This window comes from Salinarimonas sp. (assembly GCF_040111675.1).
Taxonomy (GTDB): Bacteria; Pseudomonadota; Alphaproteobacteria; order Rhizobiales; family Beijerinckiaceae; genus Salinarimonas.
In genome coordinates, this window is the sequence record NZ_CP157794.1 from 679932 (window position 1) to 696098 (window position 16167).

General features: G+C 73.2%; 21 protein-coding genes. 16 read left to right on the forward strand and 5 right to left on the reverse strand.

Annotated elements, in window-relative coordinates:
* The first annotated feature begins 91 nt into the window (after window positions 1-91).
* The 4 genes from dnaN to ABL310_RS03085 all read left to right on the forward strand — a co-directional run bounded on the left by dnaN (window position 92) and on the right by ABL310_RS03085 (window position 3771).
* Window positions 92-1210, forward strand: a complete 1119-nt coding sequence (dnaN, locus tag ABL310_RS03070; protein WP_349370249.1) for a DNA polymerase III subunit beta — start codon at window positions 92-94, stop codon at window positions 1208-1210.
* 52 nt (window positions 1211-1262) lie between these two features.
* On the forward strand, window positions 1263-2411 hold the full coding sequence (gene recF, locus ABL310_RS03075; RefSeq protein ID WP_349370250.1) for a DNA replication/repair protein RecF: 1149 nt from the start codon (window positions 1263-1265) through the stop codon (window positions 2409-2411).
* A 43-nt stretch (window positions 2412-2454) separates the two neighbouring features.
* Window positions 2455-3234, forward strand: coding sequence for a type II CAAX prenyl endopeptidase Rce1 family protein (locus tag ABL310_RS03080; protein ID WP_349370251.1), 780 nt, complete (start codon window positions 2455-2457; stop codon window positions 3232-3234).
* Window positions 3235-3324: 90 nt separating this feature from the next.
* A complete protein-coding gene (locus ABL310_RS03085; protein ID WP_349370252.1) occupies window positions 3325-3771 on the forward strand; it encodes a PPC domain-containing DNA-binding protein in 447 nt (148 codons plus the stop codon).
* 6 nt (window positions 3772-3777) lie between these two features.
* Here the strand turns inward: ABL310_RS03085 and ABL310_RS03090 are convergent, their stop codons facing one another.
* Complete coding sequence (locus ABL310_RS03090) at window positions 3778-4230, reverse strand: DUF1489 domain-containing protein (RefSeq protein WP_349371984.1); 453 nt, start codon at window positions 4228-4230, stop codon at window positions 3778-3780.
* A 270-nt stretch (window positions 4231-4500) separates the two neighbouring features.
* Between ABL310_RS03090 and rpsD the strand changes: the two genes are divergently transcribed.
* The gene (gene rpsD / locus ABL310_RS03095) at window positions 4501-5118 is read left to right on the forward strand and encodes a 30S ribosomal protein S4 (protein WP_349370253.1); all 618 of its coding nucleotides are present in this window, start codon (window positions 4501-4503) and stop codon (window positions 5116-5118) included.
* Between the two features lie 70 nt (window positions 5119-5188).
* Here rpsD and ABL310_RS03100 read toward each other — a convergent pair whose 3' ends face one another.
* Window positions 5189-5863, reverse strand: a complete 675-nt coding sequence (locus ABL310_RS03100) for a hypothetical protein (protein ID WP_349370254.1) — start codon at window positions 5861-5863, stop codon at window positions 5189-5191.
* A gap of 247 nt (window positions 5864-6110) precedes the next feature.
* On the opposite strand from ABL310_RS03100, the gene ABL310_RS03105 reads away from it, so the two are divergent.
* A complete protein-coding gene (locus ABL310_RS03105) occupies window positions 6111-6692 on the forward strand; it encodes a hypothetical protein (protein WP_349370255.1) in 582 nt (193 codons plus the stop codon).
* A gap of 7 nt (window positions 6693-6699) precedes the next feature.
* Here the strand turns inward: ABL310_RS03105 and ABL310_RS03110 are convergent, their stop codons facing one another.
* Together ABL310_RS03110 and ABL310_RS03115 are read right to left on the reverse strand one after the other, a co-directional pair.
* Entirely contained in the window at window positions 6700-7098 is a 399-nt protein-coding gene (locus tag ABL310_RS03110) for a TIGR02301 family protein (RefSeq protein WP_349370256.1), read from the reverse strand.
* Entirely contained in the window at window positions 7095-7538 is a 444-nt protein-coding gene (locus tag ABL310_RS03115; RefSeq protein WP_349370257.1) for an NUDIX hydrolase, read from the reverse strand. Before ABL310_RS03115 ends, ABL310_RS03110 begins: the two co-directional genes overlap by 4 nt.
* 134 nt (window positions 7539-7672) lie before the next feature.
* Here ABL310_RS03115 and ABL310_RS03120 point away from each other — a divergent pair, with 134 nt between their 5' ends.
* On the forward strand, window positions 7673-8290 hold the full coding sequence (locus tag ABL310_RS03120; RefSeq protein ID WP_349370258.1) for a chloramphenicol acetyltransferase: 618 nt from the start codon (window positions 7673-7675) through the stop codon (window positions 8288-8290).
* A gap of 7 nt (window positions 8291-8297) precedes the next feature.
* On the opposite strand, the gene phnF is transcribed toward ABL310_RS03120, so the two are convergent.
* Complete coding sequence (gene phnF / locus ABL310_RS03125; protein ID WP_349370259.1) at window positions 8298-9071, reverse strand: phosphonate metabolism transcriptional regulator PhnF; 774 nt, start codon at window positions 9069-9071, stop codon at window positions 8298-8300.
* An 82-nt stretch (window positions 9072-9153) separates the two neighbouring features.
* Here phnF and phnG point away from each other — a divergent pair, with 82 nt between their 5' ends.
* The 9 genes from phnG to phnN all read left to right on the forward strand — a co-directional run bounded on the left by phnG (window position 9154) and on the right by phnN (window position 16136).
* Window positions 9154-9612: a phosphonate C-P lyase system protein PhnG gene (phnG, locus tag ABL310_RS03130; protein ID WP_349370260.1), complete on the forward strand. Its 459-nt coding sequence runs from the start codon at window positions 9154-9156 to the stop codon at window positions 9610-9612.
* A gap of 1 nt (window position 9613) precedes the next feature.
* Complete coding sequence (gene phnH, locus ABL310_RS03135; RefSeq protein ID WP_349370261.1) at window positions 9614-10222, forward strand: phosphonate C-P lyase system protein PhnH; 609 nt, start codon at window positions 9614-9616, stop codon at window positions 10220-10222.
* A gap of 4 nt (window positions 10223-10226) precedes the next feature.
* Window positions 10227-11348 (forward strand): carbon-phosphorus lyase complex subunit PhnI, encoded by a 1122-nt coding sequence (locus ABL310_RS03140; protein ID WP_349370262.1) that lies wholly within the window; start codon window positions 10227-10229, stop codon window positions 11346-11348.
* Window positions 11345-11767: a FosX/FosE/FosI family fosfomycin resistance hydrolase gene (gene fosX / locus ABL310_RS03145; RefSeq protein ID WP_349370263.1), complete on the forward strand. Its 423-nt coding sequence runs from the start codon at window positions 11345-11347 to the stop codon at window positions 11765-11767. The genes ABL310_RS03140 and fosX overlap by 4 nt, the downstream gene beginning before the upstream one ends.
* Window positions 11764-12666, forward strand: coding sequence for an alpha-D-ribose 1-methylphosphonate 5-phosphate C-P-lyase PhnJ (locus tag ABL310_RS03150; RefSeq protein ID WP_349370264.1), 903 nt, complete (start codon window positions 11764-11766; stop codon window positions 12664-12666). The genes fosX and ABL310_RS03150 overlap by 4 nt, the downstream gene beginning before the upstream one ends.
* The gene (phnK, locus tag ABL310_RS03155; RefSeq protein WP_349370265.1) at window positions 12659-13435 is read left to right on the forward strand and encodes a phosphonate C-P lyase system protein PhnK; all 777 of its coding nucleotides are present in this window, start codon (window positions 12659-12661) and stop codon (window positions 13433-13435) included. Before ABL310_RS03150 ends, phnK begins: the two co-directional genes overlap by 8 nt.
* A gap of 231 nt (window positions 13436-13666) precedes the next feature.
* A complete protein-coding gene (gene phnL / locus ABL310_RS03160; RefSeq protein ID WP_349370266.1) occupies window positions 13667-14377 on the forward strand; it encodes a phosphonate C-P lyase system protein PhnL in 711 nt (236 codons plus the stop codon).
* 23 nt (window positions 14378-14400) lie between these two features.
* Window positions 14401-15576 carry an alpha-D-ribose 1-methylphosphonate 5-triphosphate diphosphatase gene (locus ABL310_RS03165; protein WP_349370267.1) on the forward strand — a complete coding sequence of 392 codons (1176 nt, stop codon included), beginning with the start codon at window positions 14401-14403 and terminating at the stop codon, window positions 15574-15576.
* A complete protein-coding gene (gene phnN / locus ABL310_RS03170; RefSeq protein ID WP_349370268.1) occupies window positions 15573-16136 on the forward strand; it encodes a phosphonate metabolism protein/1,5-bisphosphokinase (PRPP-forming) PhnN in 564 nt (187 codons plus the stop codon). The genes ABL310_RS03165 and phnN overlap by 4 nt, the downstream gene beginning before the upstream one ends.
* Window positions 16137-16167 lie beyond the last annotated feature (31 nt).

Consider the following 16167-nt stretch of genomic DNA (forward strand, 5'->3'; position numbering starts at 1 on the left):
CGCGGCTTCGCCAATCTGCGCTCCCTGCTTACTCGCGCCCGGCGTCGCCTCGGCGACGCCCGCGCCCACAATTTCGAGCACCGGGTTCGCCATGAAAGTCACCGTCGAGCGCGCCTCTCTCCTGAAGGCGCTGGGTCACGTCCACCGCGTCGTCGAGCGGCGCTCGACGATCCCGATCCTGTCGAACGTGCTCGTTCGCGCGGAAGCCGACGGGCTCGGCCTGAAGGCGACCGACCTCGACATGGAGGTCACCGAGACCGTCCGCGCCGACGTCGCGCAGCCGGGCTCCACCACGGTGCCCGCGCACGTCATCTACGACATCGTGCGCAAGCTGCCCGACGGCGCGCAGGTCTCGCTCGAGGCCACCGGCGAGACCGGGCAGATGGTGCTGCGCTCGGGCCGCTCGAAGTTCACCCTGCAGACCCTGCCGGAAACGGACTTCCCCGATCTCGCGGCGGGCGAGATGAGCGTCTCCTTCGCCATCGCCCCGGGCGACCTGCGCAAGCTCGTCGAGAAGACGCAGTTCGCGATCTCCACCGAGGAGACGCGCTACTACCTCAACGGCATCTACTTCCACACGATCGAGAGCGAGGGCGAGACCGTGCTGCGCGCGGTCGCGACCGACGGTCATCGCCTCGCCCGCGCCCAGATGGCCGCGCCCGACGGCGCGGCCGGGATGCCGGGCGTCATCGTGCCCCGCAAGGCCGTGGCGGAGATCCTCAAGCTCGTGGAGGAGGGCGGCGAGCAGATCCGCGTCGAGCTCTCGCCCGCGAAGGTCCGCGTCACCTTCGACTCGGTGATCCTCACGTCGAAGCTGATCGACGGCACCTTCCCCGACTATCAGCGCGTGATCCCGGCCGGAAACGACAAGGCGCTCGTCGTCGATCGCGACATGTTCGCCAAGGCGGTGGACCGCGTGTCGACCATCTCCTCCGAGCGCGGCCGCGCGGTGAAGCTCGCCATCGCCGACGGGCGGGTGACGCTGTCCGTCAACAACCCGGATTCCGGCTCGGCGACGGAGGAGATCGAGGTCGAGTACGAGGCCGATCCGCTCGATATCGGCTTCAACGCCCGCTATCTCCTCGACATCACCGGCCAGCTCGACGGCGACACGGCGCTCTTCAAGCTCGCCGATCCCGGCTCGCCGACCCTGATCCAGGACCGCGAGGGCGCGCCGGCGCTCTACGTCCTGATGCCGATGCGCGTGTGATCCGGGGGCGCGCGCGCCGGCCGCCAGGGTGCGCCGCCAGGGGCGCGATGCGATGACGGACGAGACCGGCCCGGGCCCGCGCGTGACGCGGCTCCTTCTCCAGGATTTCCGCTCCTACGCCGCGCTCGACCTCGCGCCGAGCGCGCCCGTCGTCGCGCTGGTGGGCGAGAACGGCGCCGGCAAGACCAACCTGATCGAGGCGATCTCGCTGTTCGCTCCCGGCCGCGGGCTGCGACGCGCCGAGTTCGCGGCGATGACCCGCCAGGGCGCGGCGGGCTTCACCGTGTCCCTGACGCTAGCGGGGGATTACGGCGAGCACCGGCTCGGCACCGGCACGGCGGCGGCCGCGGCGGAGGGGCGCTCGCGCGTGTGCCGCATCGACGGGGCGCCGGTCTCGTCCCCGGCCGCCTTCGGCGAGTACGTGCGCCTCGTCTGGCTCACGCCCGATCTCGACGCGCTCTTCAGGGGGCCCGCCGGCGACCGGCGGCGCTTCCTCGACCGGCTGGTGCTCGCCGTCGACGGCGAGCACGGCGCGCGGGTCTCGTCGCTGGAACGGGCGCTGCGCACTCGCAACCGCCTGCTCGAGGAGAACGGCGATGCGCTCTGGCTCGACGCCGTCGAGCGCGAGGCGGCGGAGCTCGGCGTCGCCGTCGCCGCCGCCCGGCGCGAGACGGTGGGGCGCCTCGACGGGCTCGTCGCCGAGACGCACGACCCCGCCTCGCCCTTCCCCTTCGCGCGGCTCGCCCTCGAGGGCGAGATCGACGACCTGATCGCCTCCCTCCCGGCCGTCGACGCCGAGGACCGCTACCGCGCGATCCTGCGCGAGAGCCGCGGGCGCGACCGCGCCGCGGGGCGCACCCTCGTCGGCCCGCAGGCGAGCGATCTCGCCGTGCGCCACGGGCCGAAGGACATCCCCGCCAACCTCGCCTCCACCGGCGAGCAGAAGGCGCTCCTCATCGGCCTCGTGCTCGCCCATGCGCGGCTCGTGACCAGCATGACCGGGCTCGCCCCCCTCGTCCTCCTCGACGAGGTCGCCGCCCATCTCGATCCGCGCCGGCGCGCCGCGCTCTACGCCGACCTCTTCGCGCTGGGCGGCCAGATCTGGCTCACGGGCGCCGATCGCGGGCTTTTCGCGGAGCTCTCGAACCGGGCGGACGTGTTCGCCGTTGGCGACGGGCGGGCCGAGCGGCTCGACGCCTGATACCGATCCCGACCCCGCGTCCTCGTCCCGGCATCCCGATCCCATGCGCTTCGCCCTGCCTTTCTTCGTCTGGTTCCTGCTCGGTTTTCTCGGCATCGTCTCCATGGCGGCGCGGATCGGGCTCGACGAGCTGCGCGCGGTCGAGGGCGCCCCCCAGATCGGAGACCGGGCCCTCGTCCTCCTGCTGATCGTCCAGCCGAGCGTGCTGCTCGTGATCGCCGTCGCGGTCGGGGTCGGGCTCTCCGGCAAGGTCGGCCTGCGCTCGTGGCTCACCGACCGTCTGCGCGGCGAGACGCCGGCGCTCGTCTCCTTCCCGACCGTGGTGGGCACGCTGGCGCTCACCGTCGCCGCCGCGCTCCTGGCGCTCCTGATCGATCTCGCCTTGCGCCTCGCCGCCCCCGACGCCTTCGTCGGGTTGCCGGGGCCGGACCTCGCGCTGATCCCGCGCCTGTCCGCGGTGCTCTACGGGGGCATCACCGAGGAGCTGATGCTGCGCTACGGGCTGATGACCGCGCTCGCCTGGGCGGTCTTCGCGGCTTTGCGGGAGCGCGCGGCGGCGAACCGAACGGCGGTGATGTGGGGCGTGATCCTGGTCGTGGCGGTGGTCTTCGGCGCGGGCCACCTGCCGGCGCTCTCCGCGGCGGTGGAGCCGAACGCGATCCTCGTCCTGCGCACGATCGGCATCAACGCCCTGCTCGGCGCTCTCTACGGCTGGCTCTACTGGCGCTACGCCCTCGAGCACGCGGTGATCGCCCACGCCTTCACCCACGGCGTGTTCTGGCTCGCGGGACCGCTGATGGCCCGCATCGCCGGCCTCGGCTGAGGCGGGTCGCCCGAGGACGACGGAGAGGCGGGAACGCACGGCCCGGCTTCGCCGTTCACCGGTCCCGTTCCCGTTCCGGAGCCGCCCGCCATGCTCTATCGCCTGCTCGACGAAACCGACGGACTGCGCACCATCGTCGCCGTTCTCGACCATGGCGACGAGGCCATGGCCGCCCTGCAATGGCTCGCCGAGGAGGAGGGGCTCTCGGCCGCGACCGTCACCGGCCTCGGCGCCTTCGAGCGCGCCACCGTGACGTTCTGGGACTGGGAGACGAAGGCGTACCAGGACATCCCCGTCACCGAGCAGGTGGAGGTGCTCAACCTCACCGGCGACATCGCCCTCGACGAGGACGGCGCGCCCAAGCTCCACGTCCATGCCGTGCTCGGCCGGCGCGACGGCGCGGCGATCGGCGGGCATCTCAAGGAGGGGCTCGTGCGCCCGACGCTGGAGCTCACCGTCACCGAGACCCCGGCCCACCTGCACCGGCGCCACGACCCGAAGACCGGGCTCGCCCTGATCGACCTGCGGGCGCGCTGAGGCGGCTCAGAGCAGCCCGAGCTCGGCGAGCTCCCGCCGCAGGCCCTCGGGCATCTCGGCGAGGCCGGCGGCGGCCTCGCCCGACAGGTCCGCCGGCGCGTCCTTGTCCTCGAGGTAGCGCCAGCCCTGGAACGGGCGGCACGGGCGCGGCTGGACCGGGACGACGACGGGCTCGAGCACCAGATGGCAGCGCCCGATCCCGGCCTCGTCCGTGAAGGGGCGGATCTCGAGGAGCCGCTGACGGGCGCCGAGCTGGCCCTTGATCACCCAGTAGAGCGACCCGCGCCCGGCGATCTCGTCCATGCGCTTGGGCACCATCCGCGTCGTGTGCCGCTGCTCGTAGGCGCGGCCGGCGCGCCGGGCGTAGAGCCGGTTCTCCTCGATCCACGCCTCGAGATCGGCGATGGACTCCGCGCCGACGCAGAGCTTCAGGAGATGGAGGGGTGCGCGTGCGTGCATGCGGGAGATGTAGCGCCCGACCGCCAGGCGTGGAAGCCGGCGGGGCGCCGATTTCCACGGTAAAGTTGCCATGTCACGTTTCCGTTGACACCCGCCCCCGCCTCGTCTATGCCCGCCTCCGACGCGCGGGTCTCGCCACGAGGCCCGCGTTCTCGTTCACGCACCCGTGGATCCGGCCGGCAGGCCGGGCCTGTCGTCCCGATCGGTCCGCCGAGGGGGAAGAGGAGGGCGCGTTCCTCGAAGAGACCAGACACGCACAGAGGAACCGCGATGTCCAAGCGCATTGAGGCGAAGTACAAGATCGACCGCCGCCTCGGTCAGAACATCTGGGGCCGCCCGAAGAGCCCCGTCAACCGCCGCGAATACGGCCCGGGCCAGCACGGCCAGCGCCGCAAGGGCAAGCTCTCCGACTTCGGCACGCAGCTGCGCGCCAAGCAGAAGCTCAAGGGCTACTACGCGAACATCACCGAGAAGCAGTTCCGCCGCTATTACGCCGAGGCGATCCGCCAGAAGGGCGATTCCGGCGAGAACCTCATCGGCCTGCTCGAGCGCCGTCTCGACGCGGTGGTGTACCGCGCGAAGTTCGTCGCGACGCCCTTCGCCGCGCGCCAGTTCGTCAATCACGGCCACGTCAAGGTCAACGGGCGCCGGGTCAACATCCCGAGCTTCCTCGTGAAGCCGGGCGACGTGATCGAGGTGAAGGACGCCTCCAAGCAGCTCGTCGTGGTGCTCGAGGCCTCGCAGCTCGCCGAGCGCGACGTGCCGGACTACATCGACGTCGACCATTCCAAGATGGTCGCCACCTACGCCCGGATCCCCACCCTCTCCGAGGTGCCCTATCCGGTGCAGATGGAGCCGAACCTCGTCATCGAGTTCTACTCGCGCTGATCCTTCCGCGCGGGAGCCGATACGGAGAAAGCCGCCCGGGGCGACCCGGGCGGCTTTTTCGTGCGCCGGCTCAGTTCCAGCCGCGCCCGCGCATGCCGTGGTGGTAGCCTCCGCCGCGCCGGCCGTCCCGGCCCGCGCCGACGAGGCCGCCGGTCTCGCGCACGAGGACGGGGAGGAGCGCCCGCTGGCCCTCGTCGAGGCTGTTCCAGAACGGGCGCATCGCCTCGGCGAGGCGGGCGAGCTCGTCCGAGCGGGCGGCCGTCACGGCGGCCCGGCGCTCCAGGCTCTCCATGAAGTCGTAACCGCCGTCCGCGCCGGGGCCCGGCCCGGAGCCGCGGCCCATCCTGCCGCGCATCTCCTCGTGCGACATCATCATGCCGGGGCCCATGCCCCGGCCGGGCCCGAAGCCGCGGCCGTCGTCTGGCCCGAAGCGTCCCCGGCGTTCGGCGCGCATGGCCTCGCGGCGCTCGACGCGGGTCTCGGAGACCTCCCGCCAGGTGTCCGCGAGGGGCGCGAACAGGTCCTCCTGCTCGGGCGAGAGGGAGAGCCCGGCGCGGATCGCGGCGAGGCGCGCCTCGATCAGCGCGGTGCGGTCGAGAGCGAGGCGCTCGGCGCGCGGGCCCGTGCCGGGACCCGTCCCCTGCCCGGGTCCTTGGCCCATCCCGGGCCCCTGCTGCTGCGCGAGCGCCGGCGCGCCCGCGAGGAGGGCGATGGCGGCGACGGCGAGAACGATCTGGCGTTTCATGACAATCACCTCGGCTGCATGGTCTCGAAGCGGCGTCCGGTCGGAGCGTCGGACGAAAATGTCGCACCGCGCACCTTGGGCGCGCATGGCCGGTGCGTGACCATTTCGTCATGAACGCATGAAGGCGGGCTCGGTGCGGGGCGCGCGAACGCGCGCGTTCAGCCGCGGTTCAAGCGCGGCGCGCTACCTCGATCGCCGACGCGGCCCAGCCCGCGCGCCCGCCGCACCCGAGACAGGACGCCCCGCCATGCCCCGCTCCGCCCGCACCCGCACGCCGCTCTCCCTCGCCCTCGCCGCCGCGATCGCGCTGCCGGCCTTCGCGCCGGCCGCGCAGGCGGGCGAGTACTGGCGCGAGGAGGTGATCGAGCACCGCACCGAGCGCCGGGTCGCGCATCGCGTCGACCCATACGGCGCCCGGTACGGCGCCCAGTACGGCGCGTATGCGCCCGCGCACGTCGCGCCCCGCGAGCGCGGCTTCGACGACGATGGCGCGGCGCTGGCCCTCGGTATCGTCGGCGGCGTCGCGCTCGGCGCCGTGCTCGGCTCGGTGCTGGCCCGCCCCGTCGAGCCGGTCGTCGCCGACCCCTACGCGTCGCCCTACCGGGATCCGTACGCGACGCCGTATGCCGACCCCTATGCCGGCGATCCGGACATCATCCCATTCGAGCGGTTCGACCGCACGGGCGGCGCGCGGCCGGTCGGCCGCTCGACGGGCCCTCTGGCCGATGGCCGCTACGATCCGCGCGGGCCGCGCTGCCAGACCGTCGCGCGCGACGGGTTCGGACGCTGGGGCGAGCCGGTCCTGGTGGAGGAGCGCGTCTGCCGCTGAGGCGGCCTCATCCGCCGAAGCGCCGCGCCACGGAGCGCGACAGGCGCTCGCCTTCGACGAGATAGCCGGCGATCGCGCGCTCCGCCGCCGGCGTGCAGACGCGGTAGGTGAGGGCGAAGGCGCGGAAGCCGCGGTTGTAGGACCCCGCGAGCCGCTCCGAGCGCGCCTCGCCCTCGGCCTCGATCAGCCGCTGCATCCGCGCCGGCCACTCGCGCGCGTCCCCGGCGCCGCAGAGGTCGCGCAGGAAGGCGAGGGCGCCCATCACCTCCGCGAGCCGCAGGAGATCCGTTTCGTAGGCCGGCGGCGGCAGCGTCGTGGGATCGGCGGCAGGCGCCTCCTGCTGAGCGAGCGCGGGCGCGGCGGCGAGGGCCGTGCACAGCGCCAGGATACGCAGGCGCGCCCTCATCGCGGCGCCTCCGCCATGGCGATCGCGGTCCGCACGATGTCCGGCAGGCCCGGCGTCGTCTCGAGCGTCTCGACCTCGCGCCCGTCGACCCAGCGGATCGCAGCGGCCTCCGGCCCGACCGTGCCCTCGCCCGAGAGCCAGCGCGCCGCATGGGCCTGGATCACGAAGTGGCTGCGCACGCGCCCGTCCGGATCGCGCTCGAGAATCTCCACCGGCCGGATCGGCCCGATCATCTCGGCCGCGACGCCGACCTCCTCGGCGAGCTCCCGGATCGCCGTCTCCGCCAGCGCCTCGCCGGTCTCGACCAGCCCGCCCGGAAGCGTGAACACGCCCCGCATCGGCGGCTTGCCGCGCGCGGCGACGAGCACGCGGCCCTCGCGCACGACGGCGACGCTCGCGGCGAGGAAGGGGCGGGAGGGGTAGAGGCGGTCGTCTGTCACGGGGTGAGCTTGTCGCGAATTCGACGCCGTCGCGCAAGAGCGCCGGTCGGTCGCGGCCTCCGTCGGCCCTCCGTCACGAGACTGTCGGACGGCCGCGCTAGGGAGCCGGCTCCACGTCCTGCCGGAGCCGCCCGATGAAGCGCCTGTCCGAAACGCCGCTCGTTCACCCCGAAGCGCACGTCCTCCAGTCCCGCCTCGGGCGCTATACCGAGGTCGGGGCCCGAACCCGGATCGTGGAGAGCGTGCTCGACGACTATTCCTACATCGTCGAGGGCGCGGAGATGACCTACACGACGGTCGGCAAGTTCACCTCCATCGCCAGCGCCGTGCGCATCAATCCCGGCAACCATCCGATGGAGCGGGCGAGCCAGGCGCACTTCACCTATCGCGCGGCGGCCTACTGGCCCGGGCTCGAGGCGGACGAGGAGGCGTTCTTCGAACGGCGTCGCGCCTCTCCCGTCGGCATCGGCCACGACGTCTGGATCGGCCACGGGGCGATCGTCCTGCCCGGACGGACTATCGGCACGGGCGCCGTGATCGGCGCCGGCGCGGTCGTCACCAGGGACGTCGCGCCCTATACGATCGCCGTCGGCAATCCCGCCCGTCCGCTGCGCCGTCGCTTCCCGGAGGCGATCGCCGAACGGCTGCAGGCGCTGGCCTGGTGGGACTGGGACCACGAGCGCCTGCGCCTGGCGCTGCCGGACATCCGCGCTCTGTCCGTGGAGGCGTTCCTGGAGAGGCACGGCGGGTGAGGGCCGATCACCCCTCCACCTTCAGCTCCACCCGATCGGCCGGGAACAAGGCGCGGGTCGCCTGGATGCGCACGCCAGCCTCGTCGACGTTGACGTTGTCGACGACGAGCGCGGTGCGGCCGGGGACGAGATCGAGCATCGCGGCTTCCTCGGGCGAGACCGCGCGCGCCGAGATCGCCGTGGCGAGCCGGCGATAGTCGCGGATGCCCAGCGCCGCATAGGCCGGCGTCAGCGACTGCGTCTCGCGATAGAGCGCCTCGAGGCGCTCGAAGCGGGGAAGGGGAAAGACGTTGGTCGCGAGCGCGATCGGCGTGCCGTCGGCCGCGCGCAGGGTGAGAAGCCGCAGCACGGGGTCGCCCGCGGCGATCCCGAGCCGGTCCGCCGCCCAGGCATCGGCGGGCACGGGGCCGGAGGCGATCAGCTCGCCCGAGGCCTGGCGGCCCGCCGCCGAGACGATCTCGGTGAAGCGCGTGCGCGGGCCGATCGGATAGGGCAGGGGCCGCGCCTCGACGAAGGTGCCGCGCCCCTGCGTGGCGCGCACGAGACCCCGCGAGGCCAGCACGCCGAGCGCGCGCCGGACGGTATGGCGGTTCACGCCGAAGCGCTCGGCGAGCTGCGTCTCGGCGGGGAGCCGGTCTCCCGGCTCCAGCCGCCCGGCGGCGATGTCCGCCTCGAGCCCGTCGACGATCTGGCGCCATGCCGCGACGCCTCCGCCGCGGACGAGCTCCGGCGGGTCGGCCGGCGGCTGGTCCGGAAGGCGCTGCGGGCGGGACTCACGCATGTCACGGAACTTTCATTTGACCCTGCTGTCGAGTTGTCTATAACACTAGACGACACGGACGCCAACCCTCACGGAGCGGCGCATGCCATCCACAGGTGAAAATCCACCGGAAATCGTCGCCCGCCAGGCGGTGATGAAGCTGTGCGCGCTGGCCCGCGCGGAGGAGCTCGACGCCGCGCTCGCGCGGCTCGAGGCGCCGCGGGACGTCCGCGACCTGCGCCGGCCGGAGACGGGCCTCGTCATGCTGCGCGGCCGCATCGGCGGCGACGGGCGCGCGTTCAAAGCCGGCGAGGCGACGGTCACCCGCGCCGCGGTCCGTCTGCCCGGCGGCGAGACCGGCTTCGCCTATCATCTCGGCCGCGACGCGGACCGCGCCCGCAAGGCGGCCGTCCTCGACGCGCTGTTCCAGGCGCGCCCCGACGCGGTCGAGGGGGCCCTCGCCCCCGTCGCCGAGCGAATCGCCGCGGAGCGGGAGCGCGAGGCGCGGCGCGTGGCGGCCACCAAGGTCGACTTCTTCACCATGGTCCGCGGGGAGGATTGAGATGGCCGCGCCCGCATCCCCCGCCGCCCTCGCCCCCGGCTTCGCCGATCCGGTGCTCGATGCGCAGGGCGTCTTCCGCGCGGTGATGGAGGCGTTGGCGCGTCCGGGCACGCTGCAGGCGCTCCCCGTCACGCTCGCCCCGCCCGCGCCGCTGACGCCGGGCCTCGCGGCGGTCGCGCTGACGCTCGCCGATCACGAGGCGCCGCTCTGGCTCGACGCCCGTCTCGCCGAGGCCCCCGCGGCGGCCGCGTGGCTGCGCTTCCACACCGGCGCGCGCATCGTCGCCGACGCGCGCGCCGCCGCCTTCGCCTTGATCGCCGACCCGGCGGACCTGCCGGCCTTCGACGCCTTCGCGCTCGGCGATCAGGCCTATCCGGACCGCTCGACCACGCTCGTTCTCGCCTGCGAGCGGCTGGACGTGACGGGCGGGTTCACCCTCGCGGGACCCGGCATCCGGGAGACGGCGCGGCTCTCCGCCGCCCCGCTGCCGCCGGACTTCCTCGCCCGCTGGCGGGCGAACCACGCGCTGTTCCCGCGCGGCGTCGACATCCTCCTCACGCAGGGCGGCCGCGTCGCCGGCCTGCCCCGCGCCACCGAGATCCGGGAGTGAGCGCATGTATGTCGCCGTGAAGGGCGGCGAGGCCGCCATCGACAACGCTCATGCGCTTCTCGCCGACGCGCGCCGCGGGGACCGCGACCTGCCGCAGATCGGCGTCGACCAGATCGCCGAGCAGCTGTCCCTCGCCGTCGACCGGGTGATGACGGAGGGCTCGCTCTACGACCGGGAGCTCGCCGCGCTCGCCATCAAGCAGGCGCGCGGGGACCTGATCGAGGCGATCTTCCTGGTGCGCGCCTTCCGCACGACGCTGCCGCGCTTCGGCCTGTCCGAGCCCGTCGACACGGGGGCGATGCGCGTGCGCCGACGGATCTCGGCGACGTACAAGCACCTGCCCGGCGGGCAGGTGCTGGGCCCGACCTTCGACTACACCCACCGGCTGATCGACTTCGCGCTCGCCGCCGGCGTCGAGCCGCCCGCGCCGCCGCAGGCCGCCACGGCGCTCGCGGCCGCCGGAGAGCCGGGAGGCATGGCGCGCGTCACCGACCTCCTCGCGCACGAGGACCTGATCGAGCGCGAGGGTCCTGGCGCCGACGACGCGCCCGCCGCGGACCTCACCCGCGAGCCGCTCGCCTTTCCCGCCGGCCGGGACTTGCGCCTCCAGGCGCTCGCCCGCGGCGACGAGGGCTTCCTGCTCGCGCTCGGCTATTCGACCCAACGCGGCTACGGCGGCAACCACCCGTTCGTCGGCGAGATCCGCATCGGCGAGGTCGAGGTGGGCTTCATCCCCGAGGAGCTCGGCTTCGAGGTCCCGCTCGGCGAGATCCTGGTCACCGAGTGCCAGATGGTGAACCAGTTCAAGGGCTCCTCGCAGGTGCCGCCGCAATTCACCCGGGGCTACGGCTTCGCCTTCGGGCAGAGCGAGCGCAAGGCGATGGCCATGTCCCTCGTCGACCGGGCGCTGCGCGCGGGCGAGCTCGAGGAGGAGCGCAAGGCGCCGGCCCAGGACGAGGAGTTCGTCCTCTCCCACTGCGACAACGTGATGGCGACGGGCTTCGTCGAGCACCTCAAGCTGCCGCATTACGTCGATTTCCAGGCCGAGCTCGAGCTGGTGCGGCGGATGCGCGCCGAGCAGGCCGCCCGGGCCGCCGAGGCCGCGCGCAGGGAGGCCGCGGAATGATCGAGGGCCTCTCTCACATCACCTTCGTGGTGCGCGACCTCGCACGGACGACCCGCCTCCTCGTCGACGGGCTCGGCGCCGAGGAGGTCTATGCGAGCGGCGAGGAGACCTTCTCGATCGCGCGGGAGAAGTTCTTCCTGCTCGGCGGGGTCTGGATCGCGGCGATGGAGGGCGCGCGCGCCGCGCCCCGCGGCTACGATCACGTGGCCTTCAAGGTCGCGGACGCCGATCTCGACGCCTACGCCGAGCGCCTGCGGGCGCTCGGCGTCGAGATCCGCCCGCCGCGTCCGCGCGTGCCGGGCGAGGGGCGTTCCCTCTATTTCTACGACGACGACGACCACCTGTTCGAGCTGCACACGGGCACGCTCGATGCGCGCCTCGCGGCCTATGCGCGCGGGCGCGGAGGGGCTCCATCATGACCGACGCCGATAACGCCCCGGCCCCCGCCGCGACCGGCTACAACTTCGCCTATCTCGACGAGCAGACGAAGCGCATGATCCGCCGCGCGATCCTCAAGGGGATCGCCATTCCCGGATACCAGGTGCCGTTCGCCTCGCGCGAGATGCCGATGCCCTACGGCTGGGGCACCGGCGGCGTGCAGGTCACGGCCTCGATCATCGGGCCCTGCGACGTGCTCAAGGTGATCGACCAGGGCTCCGACGACACGACGAACGCCGTCTCGATCCGCAAGTTCTTCGCCCGCACCGCCGGCGTCGCGACGACGACCCGCACCCGCGAGGCGACGATCGTCCAGACGCGCCATCGCATCCCGGAGGAGCCGCTGTCGGAGCGGCAGGTCCTCGTCTACCAGGTGCCGATCCCCGAGCCCCTGCGCCTGCTCGAGCCGCGCGAGACCGAGACGCGGACGCTGCACGCGCTCGCCGAGTACGGCCTCATGCACGTGAAGCTCTACGAGGACATCGCCACGCACGGCCGTATCGCCAAGACCTACGCCTATCCCGTGGAGGTGAACGGCCGCTACGTCATGGACCCCTCGCCGACGCCGAAGTTCGACAACCCGAAGATGGAGATGTCGGCGGCGCTGCAGCTCTTCGGCGCCGGGCGCGAGAAGCGGATCTACGCCATCCCGCCCCATACGCGCGTGCGCTCCCTCGATTTCGAGGACCATCCGTTCACGGTCCAGCGCTTCTCCGAGCCGTGCGCGCTGTGCGGGGCCGAGGGGGTCTATCTCGACGAGGTGATCCTCGACGACCGGGGCGGGCGCATGTTCGTGTGCTCCGACAGCGATTTCTGCGAGGAGCGCCGCGCGGCGGGGCATCGCGGGGCGACGGCGACCGGGGAGGCGGCCGATGCGTGAGGGCGCGCTCATCGAGGCCGAGGGCCTCACCAGGCATTACGGCCGGCACGTCGGCTGCGAGGACGTCTCCTTCGACCTCTACCCGGGCGAGGTGCTCGCGATCGTCGGCGAATCGGGATCGGGCAAGTCGACGCTGCTGTCGCTGCTCTCGACCGAGCTCGAGCCGAATGCGGGCCGCGTGCGCTACCGCATGCGCGACGGCGCGGTGGAGAGCCTCTTCGATCTCGACGAGGCGCGCCGGCGCGTGCTGATGCGCACCGATTGGGGCTTCATCCGCCAGGACGCGACCCGGGGCCTGCGCATGCGCGTCTCCGCCGGCGGGAACGTCGGCGAGCGGCTGATGGCGGTGGGCCAGCGCCATTACGGGGCCATCCGGGCGACGGCGGAGGACTGGCTGCGGCGGGTCGAGATCGACGTCTCGCGCATGGACGACAAGCCGACGACGTTCTCCGGCGGCATGCGCCAACGCCTGCAGATCGCCCGCAACCTCGTGACCCATCCCCGCCTCGTGCTGATGGACGAGCCGACGTCCGGCCTCGACGTCTCGGTCCAGGCGCGCCTCCTCGACCTGATCCGCGGACTCGTCGCCGAGCTCGGTCTCGCCGTGATCATCGTCACGCACGACCTCGCCGTGGCGCGGCTCCTCTCTCATCGGATCATGGTGATGCGCCACGGACGCGTGATCGAGACGGGGCTCACCGACCAGGTGCTCGACGATCCGCGCGAGCCCTACACGCAATTGCTCGTCTCGTCCGTGCTGGCGGCGTGAGGAGGGGATGTTGAAGGCCACACCCGTCATCCCCGGCCGGAGCGCCGAAGGCGCGCAGGGGAAGGGGACCCAGCGAAAAGATGCTGCGCCGAAGGCGCTCACTCGCCCCCGACGAGGCGGCTGGTCGCCGCGACCGCGCGCCTTCGGCGCGAAGAGTCTCTGCGCTGGGTCCCCTTCCCCTGCATTCGCTTCGCTCATTTCGGCCGGGGATGACGCGATGAGGACGACCCGATGACCCAATCCCTCGTCACCCTCGAGAACGTCTCCAAGACCTTCACGCTGCACCTGCGCGAAGGCACGCGGCTCGAGGTCGTCGAGACCGTCTCCTTCGCCGTCGCGCCCGGCGAATGCGTCGTCCTCGGCGGGCCCTCGGGCGCGGGCAAGTCCTCGCTCCTGAAGATGATCTACGGCAACTACCGCTGCGACGCCGGCGCGATCCGCGTGCGGGACGAGGACGGGTGCGTCGTCGACGTCGCCACGGCCGCGCCGCGTGAGGTGATGCGGCTGCGGCGCTCGACGATGGGCTATGTCAGCCAGTTCCTGCGCGTGATCCCGCGCATCGGCGCGCGCGAGGTGATCGCCGCGGAGGGGCGCGAGGGCGGCCTCGCCGCGGACGCCGCCGACGCGCGCGCCCGCGCGCTGCTCGCGCTCCTGAACCTGCCGGAGCGGCTCTGGGAACTGCCGCCGGCGACCTTCTCCGGCGGCGAGCAGCAGCGCGTCAACATCGCCCGGGGCCTGATCGCGCCCCGCCGCGTTCTGCTCCTCGACGAGCCCACCGCGTCCCTCGACGCCGCGAATCGCGCGGTCGTGATAGAGCTGATCCGCGAGAAGCGCGCCGCCGGATGCGCGCTGATCGGCATCTTCCACGACGCCGACGTCCGCGAGGCCGTCGCCACGCGCGTCGTGGACGTGACACGCTTCGCCGCTAGACCCGCCGCCTGAGCCCGCCCGAGAGGGACGCATCGATGAGTTCTCCGCCCGAGACCGCCACGCCGAACAGCCCCGAGAGCGTCGTCTTCGAGAACGCCGAGATCGTGCTGCCCGAGGCCGTGATCCGCGGCTTCGTCGCGGTGGCGGACGGCCGCATCGTCGAGGTGGGGGAGGGGCGCGCGCCGGAACGCGGGATCGACCTGGGCGGCGAGACGCTGATCCCGGGCCTGGTGGAGCTCCACACCGACCATCTGGAAAGCCATTACGCGCCGCGTCCGAAGGTGCGCTGGCACCCGCTCGGCGCCGTGCTCGCCTACGACGCCCAGATCGCGACGGCGGGCATCACCACGGTGTTCGATTCGCTGCGCGCGGGCATCGACGTCGACGGCTACGGTCTCGGGGCGGAGCTGCTCACGCTGGCGGAGGCGCTCGACGAGGCGCGCCGGCACCACCTCTTCCGGGCCGACCACCACACCCATCTGCGCTGCGAGATCCCCTCGCCGGACGTGGTGGACGCGGTCGACAACTTCGCCGCGATGTTCCCGGTCGGGCTGATCTCGCTCATGGACCACACGCCCGGCCAGCGCCAGTTCCGCGACCTGGAGAAGTATTTCGTCTATTACGGCGACAAGACGCATGGCGGCCGGGCGGAGGCGGAACGGGCGGTGGAGGCGCGGATCGCCCGCAGCGGCCCCCTCGTCGCCGAGAACCGGCCGGCGCTGATCGCGCTCGCCAAGGCGCGCGGCATTCCCCTCGCGAGCCACGACGACACGACGCGCGAGGAGGTCGAGGCCTCCTACCGGGCCGGGATCTCGCTCGCGGAGTTCCCGACGACCGTGGAGGCGGCGCGCGCCTGCCGCGAGCGCGGCATCACCGTCGTGATGGGGGCGCCGAACCTGATCCGCGGCGGCTCGCATTCCGGCAACGTCGCCGCCGAGACGCTCGCCCAGGAGGGGCTGCTCGACATCCTCTCGTCGGACTACGTGCCCGCGAGCCTGCTGATGGCGGCCTTCCGCCTGCCGGATCGCGTGCCCGCGATCGACCTGCCCGCCGCGATCCGGACCGTCACGCTCAACCCCGCCCGCGCCACCGGGCTCGGCGACCGCGGCGCGATCGCGCCCGGCCTGCGCGCGGATCTCGTGCGGGTGCGGATCTCGGGCGAGACGCCCGTCGTGCGCCAGGTCTGGCGGGCGGGGGAGCGGGTGGCGTGAGGGGCGCGCTGGTCCTCGTCGTCGGCCCGAGCGGGGTGGGCAAGGATACGCTGATCGCCGGCGCGCGCGCGGCGCTGGCGGACGATCCGCGCATCCGCTTTCCACATCGGCTGGTGACGCGCCCCGTCTCCCCGCACGAGGCGCACGACACGATCGACGAGGCGGCCTTCGAGGCGGGGATCGCAGAGGGGCGCTTCGCGCTGTGGTGGCGCGCGCACGGGCTCGGATACGCGATCCCGCGCGCGGTCGCCGAGGAGGCCGCGCGCGGCGCCCTGTGCGTCGTCAACGGCTCGCGGGCGTCCGTCGCGGAGGCCCGGGCGCGCCTGGCCGACATCGTCACCGTCGTCGAGATCACGGCCCCGCGCGACGTGGTCGCCGCGCGCATCGCCGCCCGCGGCCGCGACGGCGCGGGCGAGGCCGCGGCGCGCCTCGCCCGTGCCGACGCGCTCGCGCCCATCGACGCCGACGTCACCATCGTCAACGATCGCACGCCCGCGGAGGGCGTCGCGGCGCTGGTGTCGGCCCTGCGGACGCTCGCGTCGGCTCACGAACGAGCCTGAGCGCTGCGCATCCTGCGCTTGCGCACGCGGT

Bases quoted from the DNA above. Each gene is read 5' to 3' on its own strand.
- recF (WP_349370250.1), top strand. From the start codon at position 1,263: ATGACGGACGAGACCGGCCCGGGCCCGCGCGTGACGCGGCTCCTTCTC.
- ABL310_RS03140 (WP_349370262.1), top strand. From the start codon at position 10,227: ATGTATGTCGCCGTGAAGGGCGGCGAGGCCGCCATCGACAACGCTCAT.
- phnF (WP_349370259.1), bottom strand. From the start codon at position 9,071: ATGCGTGAGTCCCGCCCGCAGCGCCTTCCGGACCAGCCGCCGGCCGAC.
- ABL310_RS03165 (WP_349370267.1), top strand. From the start codon at position 14,401: ATGAGTTCTCCGCCCGAGACCGCCACGCCGAACAGCCCCGAGAGCGTC.
- rpsD (WP_349370253.1), top strand. From the start codon at position 4,501: ATGTCCAAGCGCATTGAGGCGAAGTACAAGATCGACCGCCGCCTCGGT.
- phnG (WP_349370260.1), top strand. From the start codon at position 9,154: ATGCCATCCACAGGTGAAAATCCACCGGAAATCGTCGCCCGCCAGGCG.
- ABL310_RS03100 (WP_349370254.1), bottom strand. From the start codon at position 5,863: ATGAAACGCCAGATCGTTCTCGCCGTCGCCGCCATCGCCCTCCTCGCG.
- ABL310_RS03085 (WP_349370252.1), top strand. From the start codon at position 3,325: ATGCTCTATCGCCTGCTCGACGAAACCGACGGACTGCGCACCATCGTC.
- ABL310_RS03080 (WP_349370251.1), top strand. From the start codon at position 2,455: ATGCGCTTCGCCCTGCCTTTCTTCGTCTGGTTCCTGCTCGGTTTTCTC.
- ABL310_RS03110 (WP_349370256.1), bottom strand. From the start codon at position 7,098: ATGAGGGCGCGCCTGCGTATCCTGGCGCTGTGCACGGCCCTCGCCGCC.
- ABL310_RS03120 (WP_349370258.1), top strand. From the start codon at position 7,673: ATGAAGCGCCTGTCCGAAACGCCGCTCGTTCACCCCGAAGCGCACGTC.
- ABL310_RS03150 (WP_349370264.1), top strand. From the start codon at position 11,764: ATGACCGACGCCGATAACGCCCCGGCCCCCGCCGCGACCGGCTACAAC.
- ABL310_RS03090 (WP_349371984.1), bottom strand. From the start codon at position 4,230: ATGCACGCACGCGCACCCCTCCATCTCCTGAAGCTCTGCGTCGGCGCG.
- fosX (WP_349370263.1), top strand. From the start codon at position 11,345: ATGATCGAGGGCCTCTCTCACATCACCTTCGTGGTGCGCGACCTCGCA.
- ABL310_RS03105 (WP_349370255.1), top strand. From the start codon at position 6,111: ATGCCCCGCTCCGCCCGCACCCGCACGCCGCTCTCCCTCGCCCTCGCC.
- phnH (WP_349370261.1), top strand. From the start codon at position 9,614: ATGGCCGCGCCCGCATCCCCCGCCGCCCTCGCCCCCGGCTTCGCCGAT.
- phnL (WP_349370266.1), top strand. From the start codon at position 13,667: ATGACCCAATCCCTCGTCACCCTCGAGAACGTCTCCAAGACCTTCACG.
- dnaN (WP_349370249.1), top strand. From the start codon at position 92: ATGAAAGTCACCGTCGAGCGCGCCTCTCTCCTGAAGGCGCTGGGTCAC.
- phnK (WP_349370265.1), top strand. From the start codon at position 12,659: ATGCGTGAGGGCGCGCTCATCGAGGCCGAGGGCCTCACCAGGCATTAC.